We start from the raw sequence: 15,529 nt of genomic DNA on the forward strand, positions 1-15,529 counted from the left end.
TCAAGTTATGAATGAAAAAGATCTTTCTAAAGGGCTGGGGTTTAACTGGGGAAAACACCAGCACTTCCAAGTCTTTTATGGTCTTACCATTCTATAAATCAATATTGTTTATTCCAATCTTGAATGAGACGAGGAGGGCACATGAATCTTATCAAATATCAGGCTTTTATCAAAGTTGTAGAAATGAAAAGCATTACAAAAGCAGCACAGGCCATGGGGTATTCCCAGCCAGGAATCAGCCATATGCTCGATTCTCTGGAAAAAGAAGTCGGGTTTCCTCTTTTGATCAGAAGTAAAGATGCCATCAAAACTACGGACGGCGGTGAGCAACTGCTCTATTACTGCAGACAGATTATAAAAAACGCCAACGATTTTCAAGAAACAGTTGACGCCATCAACGGCTTACTCTCTGGTTCCATTCATATTGGTGCTTATAATTCTACGCTGCTGTCATCTGTTCCTGCTATCATTGCAAAGTTCTCTCGTGCCTATTCCAATATCAAGATCTCTGTACAAGAGTATTCTCACTCTGACTTAACTCAGAATCTTATGAGCGGCAGCCTGGACTTGGCTTTTATGAGTCCGCCCACGCCGAACAAATATGAGTTTCGTCCGCTGTTCCACGATACATATTGTGTCATCATGAACCGCGAGCATCCCCTCGCCGTCCACGACAGAATACCCGTTAAAATGCTTAATGGCTGTGATTTTATCATGCCTATGGATGGGTGCGACGACATCGTAAATCAGATTATGCGAGAACATCCATTTACGCCTCATATCACTTTTCACACCGCCAGCGATGCTGCCGGCATCGCCATGGCAAAAGAAAACCTGGGCGTATATGTCACTTCGACGCTGCAGCTTACAAAGCTTCCTGACGGGGCCATTGCCAAAGAATTCGCGGAAGATCTGTATCGAGTGATCGGAATCTGTCTTCGTTCCTTCAAACACGCCTCTCCGGCTACGAAAGAATTCATAAAACTGGCAGAGCAGACAGCAAAAAATGTATAACAGATAAATAACGCCGCATGTTTCATTTTCAGACATGCGGCGTTTATGGAAATCGATCAGTTATCGCACCGATTTAATTGCTTTTTTTGGTACTCTTTCTGTACCTCTCTATCGTCAGATATACTTTTTCTAACGCAGAAAATCGTTACAAAAAGTAAAGCAATGATAAATATGAGAATGACAATGGCTCCAGGTTTCATAGATTCCTCCTTTCTATTAAATAAACAGCATGATGAACGATCTGGCACAGAAAAATATGAAAATCGGGACGACGACAAACTGGACCCAGCGATCAAACCAGCGGCCAAGTTTTACCTTTGCTGTCGGGTTGAGGAACTCTGTACGAACACGTTTTACACCAAAGGCATATACGTATGTAATCGAACCCATCATAGCCCCCGGCAGGAAAGTCAGATCTCCTGCCATATATTGAAAGAAGGCATCCGCTTTTACATTTAAAATATCCAGCAATCCAAAAATAACTGTGGCAGCAATGACAAAAGGGATTACTTTCGTACGCGCTTTTTTCAATGAATCCGAGAAAGTCGTAATTGCGCACTCCTGATTGGAGATCATGGAGGTGACCCCTGCACAGAAGATGCCGAAAAATAGTAATACACCGATGACTGCACCGAAGGGGATCTTTGAACAGACCGTCGGGAATACCAGGAAAATCAGATTGGAACCTGACTGCGGATCGATTCCCATGGCGACACAGGCGGGGATGATGGCAAGACCCGCCAGAACACCAGCCATCGTATCCATCAGCCCCAGTGAAATACCCATCATAGTAGATTCACGATGCTTCGCGATGTGACTGCCATAGACGAGGACAGGTCCAGGTCCGGCGCCAGTAGAAAACAGGGCCTGAACCAAAGCATCGCTCCAAAGCTGTGGACTTTTCAGTTTACCAAAATCAGGGTTCAGATAATAGTTGAGCCCTGTGGTGATGTTAGGCGTCGTGATGCAAACCAGAACGAATACCAAGATAAAGATGAACAGCATTAACGGAATCACGATAGAACTGATTTTTTCTATTCCCTTGCTGACCCCGCGGAAAGCGACAACCGCAATCATCACAATGACGACTAGAAATAGGATGACGCATAGTACCGTATTGCCCTTGAATTCACCATAGATTTGATCCGCAGGCATATCATCCCATTTTGTGGTCACCGCGGAATAGAGCATATAAATCAGAGTTGATCCCAGACCAACAACAAAGAAATTCTGCACCCAGTTTTCAGCGGCAAAAAAATTGCCGAAAATCATAGCGAATGGACGATTGTGCCAGGACGCTTCATAACAGTCGGCAACCCCCTTCCCATGTCCTTTTCCCATACCAATTTCGACAATCAGAAATGGAATGACCAGGAGAATAACGACAAATAAATAGGCAAATAAGAACGGACCACCACCCCACTGCGCACACAGATAGGGAAATCGCCAGCAGTTACCAAGACCAATGGCAAGACCGGCCATTGACATCATCGTACCAAACTGGCTGCTGAAATTGTCCCGCGACTCCAGAGCGGGAGCTGCTTGGCTTAACATCATATACCTCCAAAATATAACACCGCATTAACTTCTTTTGTAACCAGTTTATAGCAAGAGGGACAATGTGTAAAATGAATCTATCTTATTCGATTCATTCTAATCTGGAATGAAAATGTAAATAAAAAGACGATGCATAGAAGTCAGCAAAAAAATCAGATATTTCAGCACTTTTCAAAATGCCCTATGCCGACTTTCAATTATATCTATTCAGATTTTGAATGCAATCAGAGAAAGAGAATAGGACAGCCGAGATAAATCAAAAAGCCGCATGAGCAGATTTCCAGATATCCCATCCAGAATTCAGCCATGCGGCACAACGGACTTTATTTACTTTAGAATTTTTCTTCTTTCACATACTTTAGAAGTTGTCTGACTGCAGGAGAAACCCGTTTGACATCTCTCACGGCAAACCCCAGTTCCCTCGATACGTTTACATCAATGGGACGATAGGTCACATCAAAGAAATTAACCGCAATTTTTGCAATTAACTCCGGAATCAGTGCTACAAATCCCAGCTGTTCCGTCAAGCGGATTACGGTAAAGTCTGAATTTGACGTGTACTTCGGCACCTTGTCCATCTCCACATATTCCATGACCTTTACTACATCCTGATCAATGCCTTCGTGAGATTTAAATAGAACCAGATCTTCATCAAACAATTGTTTAACAGGGACCTGCTCAAGAGACGCCAGCCTGTGTTCCTTATGGAATAACGCTACGTAACGGTCCTCTCTCACGCCGGCCCAATCGTAATTGTGATAGGGCTGTTTGCTGAATACGCCGATATCGATAATCCCCTGATTCAGCCACTGCTCAAGGTTCTTAATGCCATTCTCTTCTATGACTTCAATCGCTATATTGGGGTGATTGTCTTTAAACATAGCGATTAAAGAGGAAATCCAGGCAAAAGACACAGTAGGAAAACAGCCGATTCTAATTTTACCGGTTTCCACCCCTCTGATCAGGGCGAATTCTTCTTCTATGACTTCTTTGTAGTTAATCAGCTGTCTGATCAAAGGCAGCACTTTTTCTCCATCCGGGGTTAAGCTGATACCCTTATTCGTTCTGGTAATCAAAGGAATGTCGATTTCCTCCTCCATACTTTTCATCATCTTGGAAATTCCTGAAAGAGAATATCCCAGATCTTCGCAAGCTTTGCTGTAACTGCCCCTTTCAATGATGTCTAAAAATATCTCGTATTTTACCATATCCATAAGTAATCTCCTGTCTTACGTCAATATCGATTCTGCTCTAAACCAATTATATCTCCCCTTATAGTGCCCTGACAACCACAAAAACATCTCTAAAGAAAGAGATGTTTTTGTGATTGTTTATCATTTATTATGCAGCCTTTTTATCTTTTTTGTAGAAGACACCGATGCCGAGGAACGCAAACGCGATTGCAACGACTGGCGTAATTAATCCGAGGAATGCATATGGGATATACTGTACAGTCGCAACACCTAAGGTCGTGGCCATAAAGATACCATTTGAGTTCCATGGAATCAGTGCCGCGCACATGGTTCCCGTATCCTCTAAACTTCTCGATAAAACTTTTCTGTCGAGGTTGAGGTCGTCATAGGCAGGTCCGAAAAGTTTTGAAGTGATCAGCATGGAACTTTCCAGTGATCCTGTCAGTCCGCACATTACAAAGGAAGAAACTAAAGTTGAAGTGATCAGCGTGCTTGCTCTCTTTGTAATTGCTGCAATTTTTGAAAGAACCGTTCTCAAAACGCCAGTAACGTCGAGAATGTTGCCGAGGATGCAGGCCATAAAGTAAAGGGCTACTGTCCACAGCATACTGGAGATTCCGCCTCTATTCAACAGGGAGTCGATCTGCTCAACACCTGTATCAATCGTAAATCCGTCATACATCAGGTTCGCAACATCGATCGGATTGCTTCCCTGGAAAATCACTGCCATTATTGCACCCAGGAGGGCCGATACCACAAGTCCCGGAATTGCTGGCGCTTTTTTAACAATGACTACGATCAGCACTACGACAGGAATCAGACATACCGGTGAAAGGTTGAAATGTGCTGACAGATTTTCTATGTACAAGTCAGCTGTCGTCGTGTCAACTGTACCGCCGCTTGCACTGGTAAATCCTAAAACAGTGTAGAGGATTAAAGAAATAACCAGAGCCGGCGTTGTAGTCCAAAGCATGGAGCTCATATGTTCAAACAATGTCGTGCCTGCCATAGCGGAGGCCAAGTTGGTCGTATCTGAGAATGGAGACTGTTTGTCGCCAAAGTATGCACCTGAAACGATAGCGCCTGCTGTCATAGCCGGATTGATTCCAAGACCAGCACCGATACCCATAAAGGCGATACCGACTGTACCTGCTGATGACCAGGAACTACCACATGCCATCGACATGAATGCTGCTGCCAGGCATGCACAAAGTAAAAAAAATTTTGGGGATATCAGTTTTAATCCCAGGTAAATGATGTACGGAATCGTGCCTGATGCGATCCATGTGGCGATAACTGCGCCGATCAGCATCAATATGAATGTCGCTATCAGCATACTCATAACACCGTCCATCATCATTTTTTGAACGTCATCCCATTTATAGCCTAAGAATATAGCGAAACAGGATGCGATAATGATTGAAAATAGCAATGCGATCTGAATAGATACGTCTAATAAAGTGACGCTCAGCATTAATATTGCAACTACCACCAGCAATATCAGTAAAGCTTGAATAAAGGATGGAGCTTTAATTTTCTTCTTGTCCATTTTTCCTCCTAATTAATAACCGTTTTATCAAAGAGTGCTTGTATAATTCCTTTGATTTGTCTGAAAAAGAAACATCGTCTGCCTAATCGGCCTGATACGATTTGGACATTAAGTGTGTCCAAATATTCAACATGCATGTTGTTTAACAACATAATATCCCAAAATCTATTCTCTGACAATTCGCATTTCGTCAAGCCCTCCTTGATAAAACGTTAACAATGGGTGAGCCGAGCTGGATGCAACGTCTTTGTGATGTTTGAAAGCCTGCAAATTGCAGGAAGATCTGCTTGGAACTTTGCCGCGTTATAAACACATCTTACCATCTTTTGGTCTCAAAAATAAGCGGTTAATTTTGGGAAGTGTCTTTTGTTGTTAGACATCTAACTAAAAGAAGCTTGACGACAAATTGGTTAGTAGATATAATATTTACGAATTATGAATGGAATACGTGCTTGTCTTATGGGGAGGAATACATGGATAAAACAGAATTATTAGGCAAACTTGCTTTTGAGCAGTTTAAAACACAGTCGGACTATCTGGCAGACAAAATTAAACAGATGATAACCAGCGAGGAATTCGAAGACGGATTCGTGTTCCCTAACGAAAACGAGTTCTGCAAAATTCTCAATGTCAGCAGAGGAACCTTGCGAGATGCTTACAAAAAGCTGGACACCCAAGGTTTTATAGAAAGAACAAAGCAAGGCACCTATGTAAAATGTAAAGAAACCATCGCCATGCAAGGCAACTTCTCAGCCAGCCTGGAGCTGGCGACAAAGCAGGAAATGGTTGAATTTATTTCCGCCTTTGAACCAGAAGCCGCATGTTTGGCAGCTCAAAAAATTGACGAAGAAGGCATCAGGCAGTTAGAATCTCTGATGATAGAATGCGAACTTAACGCTGAGGACCCCGCAGCGCTCAACACAGCCAATTACAACTTTCATGAATTCATCAGGATCCAGGCAAAAAACAACCTCGTTATCAGTGCATTAACTGCATATTATGATATTTTTAACAAGCATATCATCGACACCATTTATTATCTTCTAAAGGAACGTGTAGGGAGCTTCAGAGATAATGCCCTAGAGCAGCACAGAGAACTTGTGGAAGCATTTAAAGCGAGAGACGGTGAGAAGGCGAGAAAAATCGCCTATGAGCACCTGCAAGCCGACCTGGAAATGTATGCGAAGTTAAGGAAATAAACAAAATTTCAAGGAGGAAATGAATATGTTAAATACGAACACCGTAAAAATCGGATTCATCGGTTACGGCAATATGGCGGGGGCTACCTCCGCAGGCCTCATGCTCTCAGGCGCAATTAAGCCGGAGCAGATCTACGCCTGTGCAAATAATTATGACAAACTCTGCAGGAAAGCGGCTGCAGACGGCGTTCATCCATGTAAGACAGCCCTTGAGGTCATAGAAACATGTGACGTAATCTTTATCGGCGTAAAACCCTATATGGTTGAAAGTGTAATGTCTCCTTTAAAGGATGCCTTAGATGGCAAAATCATCGTTTCCCTCGCCGCGAATACATATCATGATGTCCTTGAGGAAATCATGCCTGCCTCACACCATGTTGCTACAGCACCTAATACACCTGTTTCCGCCTGTGAAGGGATTTTCATATGCGAAGAAGAAAACACTTTAGCCGCAGAGGAGAAAACTTTTGTTCACGAGCTTTTGGAAAACCTGGGGCTAGTTCTCTGGATGGATCGGGATCACATGGGAATCGGCGGTGTCATCGCCGGTTGTACTCCGGCCTTTGTATCGATGTTCATGGAAGCACTGGGAGATGCCGGATGCAAGCATGGTCTCACCAGACCTGTCGTCTACAAGCTGATTGCCCAGATGCTGGCAGGGACCGGAAAGATGGCCCTCAAATCGGGAGATCATCCCGGACAGATGAAGGATGCGGTCTGCTCTCCTGCAGGAACCACCATTGTGGGCGTTTCAACTTTAGAAAAGAACGGTTTTAGATTCGCAGTCATCGACGCTATCGACCAGATTCAAAACAAGATTCATGGGAAAGCGTAGACCGCAGCAAGGGATATTCAACTAAATCAATTCAGAAATAGAACAGCAGCCCTCTGCCGATGAGCAAAAGGCTGCTGTTTTGCTGTGAGGATTAACCCCAAATTGTACCAATGTTCTTTTCTAAAGCGCCGTCATAGATTGATTTTGCCGCCATTAAATCCATTGCGCCTACTCCGACTGATTTGAAGATGATAATCTCGTCGTCTCGTTCTCTGCCTGCTGCCGTTCCATTTATCACGCGGCCGATATCTCCACCTAAATCCTCTTTGGTGATGATTCCTTGCTCTAACGGCTTGATAAAATCCCCGGATTCACTGAGAACTGCTTCTTGAGAATCAAAGAAGATCTTCGATGTCCTGCTGAAGATTCGCGGATCTATTTCCTGCATCTCATAGCGAAAGGATCCAATACAACTGATCGTTGCACCGTCTTTGACCTTATCCGCATTAAATACAGGCTGTCTAGCCGTTGTAACAGTTGTTATCAAATCGGCATCTTCTATGGCTTCATCGGAAGAGTCAGCAGAAATAAATTCCACATCGTAGCGAGCCAGTTTTTTCTTCATCTCCTCCACAAAGATTTCTTTTCCTTCTGCATCATTGCTGTAAATATATACACAGTCAAGTCTTCTGGCAGTGATCATTGCTTCAAGCTGTTTTTCTCCTTGTCCTCCAGTTCCAATCAGAGCACCTTTGGACACATCTTTCTTTGCCAGCAGATCAAAGGCCGCCCCTGAGGCCGCTCCTGTTCGAACTCTAGTTACATATGTACCGTCCATCAAAGCTAGGAATTGTCCATTTTTTCCATCCATGAGCATCACCTGTGCGGGAATGGACGGCAGACCCGCCTTCAAATTCTGAGGAAAGGTGTTCACCAGTTTGACCGCTGACATGTTGATTTCTTCGCAATATGACGGCATCAGCTGAAAAAAGGCATCGTACGCAGGTACTGCGATGTTTGAACGCAGCGGAGTTACAACTTTTCCCTCCGTCATCAGACTGAATGCGGTTTTATTTGCCTCAATCGCATCCCTCATCGAGTATACTTGATCTATATCGTTTGCTGTAAGTAATATCATCTCTGTTCTCCTTTTATCGAATATAACTGGTTTTCACTTTGGTTTCTTTTTTTGGCTTAGTTATGTTTTGCTTTTCACCAGCATCAAGACATTTCAGCATATATGCCATATTTCTTGCCAGAACCCTCATGGTCTGAAGCCCTTCCAGATCCTGCTCTACTTCTTCTGGCAGATGGCCGTGTACCATATTGCAATAATTCGCCGGTACAACGGGCATCCCGGACATCAGGAAATATTTGTTCATTACCTCAAGGGTTGCCGTCGTCCCCGCCCTTCTCGCCGAAGTTACAGCAGCCGCCGGTTTGAACTCGAAATCTGCACCGGCCATGAACACTCTGTCCATCAATGCAATCAGCGCACCACTTGGTGAAGCGAAATAAACTGGCGACCCGACAATCATTCCATCAGAGTCCTTCATTTTGTCAAGGACCTCGTTGACAATCGCCGTATCTTCCAAGACACAGCGATTGTCATGACTCCTGCACTTGCCACAGCCTATGCAGCCTGCAATCGGTTCCTTTCCAAGGTGGAGAAGCTCTGTATCAATCCCTTCTTCTTTCAGTGTACCAGCGGCCTCCATCAAAGCCCGCCATGTACAACCCTTTTCATTGGGACTTCCATTTACTAATAATACCTTCATAACTATTACCTCACACTTGATTTTCTTATTTTTATCATGTAGTATTTACTCATATCCAGCCAAAGGAGGATTACATCATGGCTGCAAGTTTTATATCCCATGCAAACACCTATAAAGGGGACTATCATATTATCAAGCGAACACCTGGTAAGGAATTTACCAATCGCCTCCATTATCACGATTTTTACGAAGCACAATTTTACTTCTGCAAAGATGAGGATGCCTGCATCGGAACTGTCAAGCTTGGAGACGAGTCCTATCAACTGAAAAACGGTGATGTTTTGCTGATCAATATCTTCATTCCCCACTACATCGTTATGGAGGAGGAGACAGAATACGAAAGATATTGTATTTCCATATCCCCTTCTCTGATGAGCTTCATGAGTGCTGAACACGCTGACTTCTATAACATCTACAGCAGGACCAATAGCAATTACCCTCTAGTGCACATGGACGAAGCTCTGCAGGCGGATTTTCTCGATATGTATCATCACTACGAAAGTAAACTGCCTCTCAGAAAACATAGCCAGCGCTATTTAGAACAATCTCTTCTGTTCAACTGTGTCGCTTTGCTTTATGATTTATATTACTCCGACGAACCTGTCACATCGGCTGATGTCATGCACCGATCAGTCCTTACCACCCTGGTTCGATACATTGATGAACACATTGCTGAGGATCTCTCATTAGAGCAGCTGTCCAAAGTAGCCAACTTCAGCACCTATCATCTGTGTCGGATTTTCAAGAAAAACACCGGTACGACGCTGAACAAATATATCAACTCCAAAAGAATTGAAAATGCTAAATTCTTGATGAGCGACACAGCATCCATTCAGGATATCAGTAAAGCTGTAGGCTTTCATAACTATAACCAATTTTACCGTACATTCTGTCAGATTGTAGGCATCAGTCCTGCAGAATATCGAAAATTACTTTCTGTTCAAGAAGATACCGGCATCTCCAAAGCCTTTTTGGAATCAGTTGATAAAATCAACTCGATATAAGCTATTTTTTCCAGCTCTGCATTGCTGCACCTCGTTCAGCAGGCAGACAGGTATCTGCAAAGAGTTTCATAAATCCTTTCTTGATCTGCGGCTGAGGAGGAACAAAGGATTCCTTTCTTTTTGCAATGATTTCTTCAGGAACCTTCAGTTCCAGACGACGAGCGGGAATATCAATTTCAATGAGGTCACCGTCTTCAATCATGCCGATCAAGCCGCCTTTTGCCGCTTCAGGAGATACATGCCCCACAATAGGCCCATGACAGAATCCAGAAAATCTCCCGTCTGTTATGAGGGCCACTTGATCATCCAGACCAAGATTGACAATTGCTTCTGTCGCTTCCATAACTTCTACCATGCCGGGAGCGCCTACAGGTCCGACACCGCGCACGACGACAACATCACCTGGCTGGACTTCTTCATTGATAATTGCCGTATGTGCTGCTCTGTCACTGGTATATACCTTTGCCCTTCCCACAAAATGATGCATTTTGGGAAGAACTGTCGAGGAACGGATGACGCATCCGCAAGGGGAAAGATTTCCTTTCAGGATCGCTAATCCGCCATCCCATGTCATCGGATCTTCCATACTTCTGATTACTTCATTAGGTTCTGCGGATACTTCTTCCAATATATCCCCAAGCGTCTGCCCATTCACATTCAGACATTCTTTATGAATCCTGTCCTCTAGCTGTTTAAATACAGCAGGAATTCCGCCCATAGAATGCAGCGTATCAATTCCATATTTTCCAGTTGGGCGGACATTTAGGATACAAGGAATGCAGCTGTTGTATCTCTCAAAATCATCCAGAGTCAAATTGATATCCAGTTCGTTAGCAAGGGCCAGCAAGTGCATGACCGCATTGGTGGACCCTCCAATCGCAAGATCCATGCAGATCGCATTTTCCAATGCTTCCTTTGTCAAAATCTTTGACGGGGTAAGTCCCTCAAAGACCATCTCCACAATTCTGTTCCCCATTGCTCTGCAGCTGACGATTTTGTCCGTATATACTGCCGGAATCGTAGACGAATGAGGAAAGGCCATGCCGAGAGATTCTGCAAGAATCTGCATGGTGTTCGCCGTGCCCATGGAAGGACATGCTCCCATAGTAGCACAGGCCTGGTGAACAGCTTCTTTTATTTCCTCTTCCGCAGCTTCACCCTTAGATACTTTTCCATAGCAGAATTCTGTAACATCACACTGCATGAAAGGCTTTGCGTTCAAAGTTCCAGTCAACATCGTTCCTCCAGTGCAGCAGATGGTCGGAATATCCAGCCTTGCCGCTGCAAGCAGGGTTCCGGGAACGATATTATCACACCCGGACAGCATGACTACCCCGTCAAAATGCTGAATGCTGCTGACCACTTCTATTCCGCCAGCAACCAAGTCACGCATAGCCAGATCCATGCACATAGTATCACTTCCAATCGCTACCTCGGCACAGGTAGAAGGTACCCCAAATTCAAAAGGAATGCCTCCTGCCTGCCAGATTCCCTGCTTCACTGCGTCAGCCAACTGCCTCAGATGTGCGTGACCTGCGGAGTTTTCGCTAAAGGTATTTGCAATGCCGATGTGCGGTCTTTTTCCAAGCTCCTCCGGTGTACACCCGCATCCCTTATATACCGAGCGGGCATTTACTTTACTGTTTCCATCAAAAAATGGCTGCTTAAACATGATATCCTCCTGATTTCTATTTTGTCATTTGTTTCATACAAATGACATATCTTGCTCACTACATTTGATGTTGTCATCCTGCCGCCCTGACCACGGGCGGCAGGATGACTTTTGTTATAACGGTTATTTATTGAGTTTCGGAAGGAACCTCTCCAAAGTTCCTCCTCGCTTTCACAAAAGAAAAGGTCTTGACGATAATAGAAATTACCATGATCACGCCGACGACTCCACTGAGTGGCTGCAAAATGTTCAAGAACTGCGAAAATGGAATCACACTTCCCATGCAGATACCGAATACGGTCAGAAGTGCAACGAAGACCCTGCTCTTGGTTGTCTTTTCTCTGTTCTCGAAGAAAATGTTGTTGATTGACCATAAGAATCCAGTGTAGGTCGTGAAAATTCCTACAAAGATGAGCACCACATAAGTCCATCTTCCCGCAGGCCACAATACGCCGATCGCAGAAACCGCCGGGAATGGGTACATTTCGTTTGTCGTCGGATTAAGGACTGCATCAAAATTCGTCAGAATCAGCAGCAGAACAAGTACGATGCAGCCATAGAATGCAACAGAAGTCATCACAGCAGAACCCACCGCTTCCACAGTGTTTTTGGAGCGTTTGCCCAAAGAAAGATAGAAGGGGAAACCCGTCGTCACACATAGGGTTCCGTATAATATTCCTTCCAGCACCGGAGAATTCCAGTCTTCTAATTTAGGAATCCAACTGAACGGCGGCAGCGTAAACATATTGGCCTGATAAATTTGTCCATCCTCTACCATTTGTCCGACATTTTCCGCCTGATGGAGTCCCGAATCTGGATTTATTAGAGAAATGATACCGAAGATTGCAATATAGATCAACATACCGACGCCTGCAAATCCAAGCACATTCTGCACCCTCTTCAACCCGCCTAATACTACGACGACTGAGATTACGCCCAAAATAATTGAGCCTACCCATTGCGGAAGTCCGAATTCCTGCCACAATAAAGATCCTGCTCCTGAGAACATCAGCATTGCCGTCGCTACAAGCAGGACAGCCACAAAGACTTGAAAGAATCTGCCCAGAATCTTTCCGCCAAAGAACAAATACGTTTCTTCAGATTTTTCAAAACTGACGTTAGCCCCAACAGTATACAGACATATACAGTATAACAGAGTTGTAATGAGCCCGGCGATTACTGCAATCGGCGCGCCGCTTCCCCACGAACCAAAGAACTGCAGCAACTCGTTTCCTGATGCAAATCCAGATCCTATCGAGAAGGAAACGAATGCGCCCGCTGTCAAAAACATCGCCTTCCAATTTATTTTTTTATTCATTTTCTTCCTCCTGCGTACTACGTACTTTTGCCGCCAAAACATTGCGGCTAAATAGTTTGGGTTCCCCTTCCCCTGTATTCAATTGCTATTTTTTTAACATAAACAATTACGTCTGTACATTCGCTTTTGTTGTATTTATCATACTTGATTTTTAAAATTCTGTAAATGACATATCTTGCTCTAAGGGGGTCATATACATTGCATCCGTTGCCTATCTTGTCAACTTTTTGACAGGTTGGTACCACAGGGTACAAATATGACTCCAATAAAAAGAAGTCGCCCACATCTCACAATTCATTATGTAGAACCATCTGTTTACGAGATTGGAAAGTGCACATCTGCATTCCCACAAGGCACGAACATCCACATCTGTGATAGAGAAATTGTATCTGCGATTTTATCCGTAACGCTGATTTCCGCCCTGATTGGAACCAGAGAGCGGACTACGATGGATATGGATACGACAGTACGCGGAATTGTCATGGAGGAAAGAGAAATCGTCCATATTATTCAGGAAATTATCTCTATTAAATAGGAATGAAGTAAGAGAAAGGATCAGTTCGTGCGAACCGATCCTTTCTCTTTTTTAACATATTCATAGTCTCCTAAGATGCTAAACCTAGATACATTTTTTGTAATTAGTCAATTATATATAAACACTACTTTGATATAAGTCATTATTAAAAATTGACTTCTTAATATCATTCAACGTACTTCCTTCCGCACGCCCAGCCCTGTTGCAGCAAAAAACAAGGTGGCCGCCGTCATGGTCAGCGCCAGCATGTAAAACGGCACATACTCCGCCACGGTCACACCGAGGGTTGCGCTGAAATATACGCCTGCCGTCGTCCACGGCACGAGAGGCGCAAGACCTGTTGCCCCGTCATGGACAGTTCGGGCAAGCACACATTTATGAATGCCCAGCTTATCAAAACGTTCTCCCATGGCGTTTGATGTCAAAACAATTGCCATATGGCAGTCGGCAGAAAAGAAACCCAAAACCGTACTCATGATATAGGAGGTCATGATGACGGAAAAACGCTTTTGCAAAATCCCACTTATTTTTACGATGACGGTACTCATAATGCTGGTCCGTTCAAGGCAGCCTGCCAGTGCAAGAGCCAAAATAATCAGCAAGATGGTCGATGCCATGGCCATCAGTCCTCCCCGGGTAAGCAGCCTGTCCAGTAAATCAATTCCACTATCTGAAACATAGCCGTAATACATGGAACCTAAGCTGTCCCCCAGAGAATTGCCCTGATACAGCACCGACAACAGCACTCCGCACAGAGACGCCGTAATCAATGTAGGCACCGTTGGAATCTTAAGAAAGATCAAAATCAGCAAAACAATGATAGGCAGAATTAAAACAGGACTCAGGTGAAAGGTGCTGGCAAGGCCATTCATGATTTCCTCGACCTGGGTCGTATCTGCCGTTACCTTTGAATATCGAAATCCCAAAATGGTAAAGATGATTCCGCATCCCACAATGGAAGGAATGGTCACATAAACCAGCGAATGCAGGGTCTCGTACAAGTCCACTTTGGAAATCGCCGCAGTGAGATTGGTGGCCGCGCCAAGGGGAGATTGTTTGTCGCCGCACATGGCGCCAGATATGATGCATCCCGCAGTCAAGCCCGCTGGTATTCCCAGGCTGATGCCCACACCCATAAATGCCACACCTATAGTGCCGGCCGTCGTCCAGGACGATCCAGTGACAAAAGCCATGATAAAACATAATATCATGATCGATATCAAAAACCACTGCGGTGAGAAGAACATCAGTCCATAATAAATTACTACAGGTACCGTTCCGCACATGGTCCAGGTTCCGACTACGACACCCACCATGAGGATCGTCAGAAACACACCGACTGAATCTGCTACAGCTTTATGCATGCCCGCAATCAGCTCTGCCCACGAAATCCTGCGAAAAATACCAAAACATAGAACGATGCCGATGTTTATCAAAATGGGGACATGGGGCTCCAACTTTAGAAAAACTACGCCGGTCAACAGGACTAGGATGTTTACGAGAAGTACAGAGAGCGCCATTAAAAATGAATTCTTTCGTTCTGTTTTCATCTGACCTCTTCTATTACCGTCTCAATTTCATACTTTGCTTTTATTTCACCGAGCTTGACAAGATGGGGCAGTGTATCATGATATTCTTGGGACGCTCTGTCCTGCCATTGCTCCACGATGAGTATTTCGTTGTCGCGCTCTGCCGAGAAATAATATTCGTATCGAATGTTACCCTCTTCCTCGTGGGTGGCTTCAATGATGCCAGCCTTTTTGACCTCATCGTAAAACTGGTTCAAAGTTTCCTGATCCTTTGCTGTATAAAATACATGTAAATGAAACATTTCGTCTCCTCCTTTTTAAAAAAATTAGAATATTTCGTTATCGTTAATTATACTTTATCCCTCTTTGTTTTTGTATTGGATAAATCTTCACATCAGGTTGACAA

General features: G+C 44.1%; 14 protein-coding genes. 5 read left to right on the top strand and 9 right to left on the bottom strand.

The features are described 5' to 3' along the window. Positions 1-141 precede the first annotated feature (141 nt). Positions 142-1,014 (top strand): LysR family transcriptional regulator, encoded by an 873-nt coding sequence (locus ACMQ5W_RS07360; RefSeq protein WP_419024576.1) that lies wholly within the window; start codon positions 142-144, stop codon positions 1,012-1,014. 216 nt (positions 1,015-1,230) lie between these two features. On the opposite strand, the gene ACMQ5W_RS07365 is transcribed toward ACMQ5W_RS07360, so the two are convergent. From ACMQ5W_RS07365 to nhaC (ACMQ5W_RS07375), 3 genes are all read right to left on the bottom strand, one after another. Further along, positions 1,231-2,568, bottom strand: coding sequence for a sodium-dependent transporter (locus ACMQ5W_RS07365; RefSeq protein ID WP_419024578.1), 1,338 nt, complete (start codon positions 2,566-2,568; stop codon positions 1,231-1,233). A gap of 335 nt (positions 2,569-2,903) precedes the next feature. Continuing rightward, a complete protein-coding gene (locus ACMQ5W_RS07370) occupies positions 2,904-3,785 on the bottom strand; it encodes a LysR family transcriptional regulator (protein WP_148490507.1) in 882 nt (293 codons plus the stop codon). Between the two features lie 127 nt (positions 3,786-3,912). Next, complete coding sequence (gene nhaC / locus ACMQ5W_RS07375; RefSeq protein WP_419024580.1) at positions 3,913-5,313, bottom strand: Na+/H+ antiporter NhaC; 1,401 nt, start codon at positions 5,311-5,313, stop codon at positions 3,913-3,915. Positions 5,314-5,786: 473 nt separating this feature from the next. Here nhaC (ACMQ5W_RS07375) and ACMQ5W_RS07380 point away from each other — a divergent pair, with 473 nt between their 5' ends. Both ACMQ5W_RS07380 and proC read left to right on the top strand, forming a co-directional pair. Further along, positions 5,787-6,512: a FadR/GntR family transcriptional regulator gene (locus ACMQ5W_RS07380; protein WP_148490505.1), complete on the top strand. Its 726-nt coding sequence runs from the start codon at positions 5,787-5,789 to the stop codon at positions 6,510-6,512. Positions 6,513-6,537: 25 nt separating this feature from the next. After that, the gene (proC, locus tag ACMQ5W_RS07385) at positions 6,538-7,347 is read left to right on the top strand and encodes a pyrroline-5-carboxylate reductase (RefSeq protein ID WP_419024582.1); all 810 of its coding nucleotides are present in this window, start codon (positions 6,538-6,540) and stop codon (positions 7,345-7,347) included. A gap of 91 nt (positions 7,348-7,438) precedes the next feature. On the opposite strand, the gene ACMQ5W_RS07390 is transcribed toward proC, so the two are convergent. Together ACMQ5W_RS07390 and ACMQ5W_RS07395 are read right to left on the bottom strand one after the other, a co-directional pair. Next, positions 7,439-8,425 carry an ornithine cyclodeaminase family protein gene (locus ACMQ5W_RS07390; protein WP_419024584.1) on the bottom strand — a complete coding sequence of 329 codons (987 nt, stop codon included), beginning with the start codon at positions 8,423-8,425 and terminating at the stop codon, positions 7,439-7,441. Positions 8,426-8,438: 13 nt separating this feature from the next. Further along, entirely contained in the window at positions 8,439-9,065 is a 627-nt protein-coding gene (locus ACMQ5W_RS07395; RefSeq protein ID WP_419024586.1) for a flavodoxin family protein, read from the bottom strand. Positions 9,066-9,142: 77 nt separating this feature from the next. Here ACMQ5W_RS07395 and ACMQ5W_RS07400 point away from each other — a divergent pair, with 77 nt between their 5' ends. Next, the gene (locus tag ACMQ5W_RS07400; RefSeq protein WP_419024588.1) at positions 9,143-10,069 is read left to right on the top strand and encodes an AraC family transcriptional regulator; all 927 of its coding nucleotides are present in this window, start codon (positions 9,143-9,145) and stop codon (positions 10,067-10,069) included. A gap of 1 nt (position 10,070) precedes the next feature. On the opposite strand, the gene ilvD is transcribed toward ACMQ5W_RS07400, so the two are convergent. After that, the gene (gene ilvD / locus ACMQ5W_RS07405; RefSeq protein WP_419024590.1) at positions 10,071-11,741 is read right to left on the bottom strand and encodes a dihydroxy-acid dehydratase; all 1,671 of its coding nucleotides are present in this window, start codon (positions 11,739-11,741) and stop codon (positions 10,071-10,073) included. A 127-nt stretch (positions 11,742-11,868) separates the two neighbouring features. Next, the gene (locus ACMQ5W_RS07410) at positions 11,869-13,059 is read right to left on the bottom strand and encodes a hypothetical protein (RefSeq protein ID WP_419024592.1); all 1,191 of its coding nucleotides are present in this window, start codon (positions 13,057-13,059) and stop codon (positions 11,869-11,871) included. A 256-nt stretch (positions 13,060-13,315) separates the two neighbouring features. Between ACMQ5W_RS07410 and ACMQ5W_RS07415 the strand changes: the two genes are divergently transcribed. Then, positions 13,316-13,594, top strand: a complete 279-nt coding sequence (locus ACMQ5W_RS07415; RefSeq protein ID WP_419024594.1) for a hypothetical protein — start codon at positions 13,316-13,318, stop codon at positions 13,592-13,594. 170 nt (positions 13,595-13,764) lie between these two features. On the opposite strand, the gene nhaC (ACMQ5W_RS07420) is transcribed toward ACMQ5W_RS07415, so the two are convergent. Then, positions 13,765-15,144 (bottom strand): Na+/H+ antiporter NhaC, encoded by a 1,380-nt coding sequence (gene nhaC, locus ACMQ5W_RS07420; RefSeq protein WP_419024596.1) that lies wholly within the window; start codon positions 15,142-15,144, stop codon positions 13,765-13,767. Next, positions 15,141-15,425 (bottom strand): putative quinol monooxygenase, encoded by a 285-nt coding sequence (locus ACMQ5W_RS07425; protein ID WP_419024598.1) that lies wholly within the window; start codon positions 15,423-15,425, stop codon positions 15,141-15,143. Before ACMQ5W_RS07425 ends, nhaC (ACMQ5W_RS07420) begins: the two co-directional genes overlap by 4 nt. Positions 15,426-15,529: the final 104 nt, after the last annotated feature.

It is taken from the genome of Emergencia sp. (assembly GCF_048465375.1).
Taxonomy (GTDB): Bacteria; Bacillota; Clostridia; order Peptostreptococcales; family Anaerovoracaceae; genus Senimuribacter.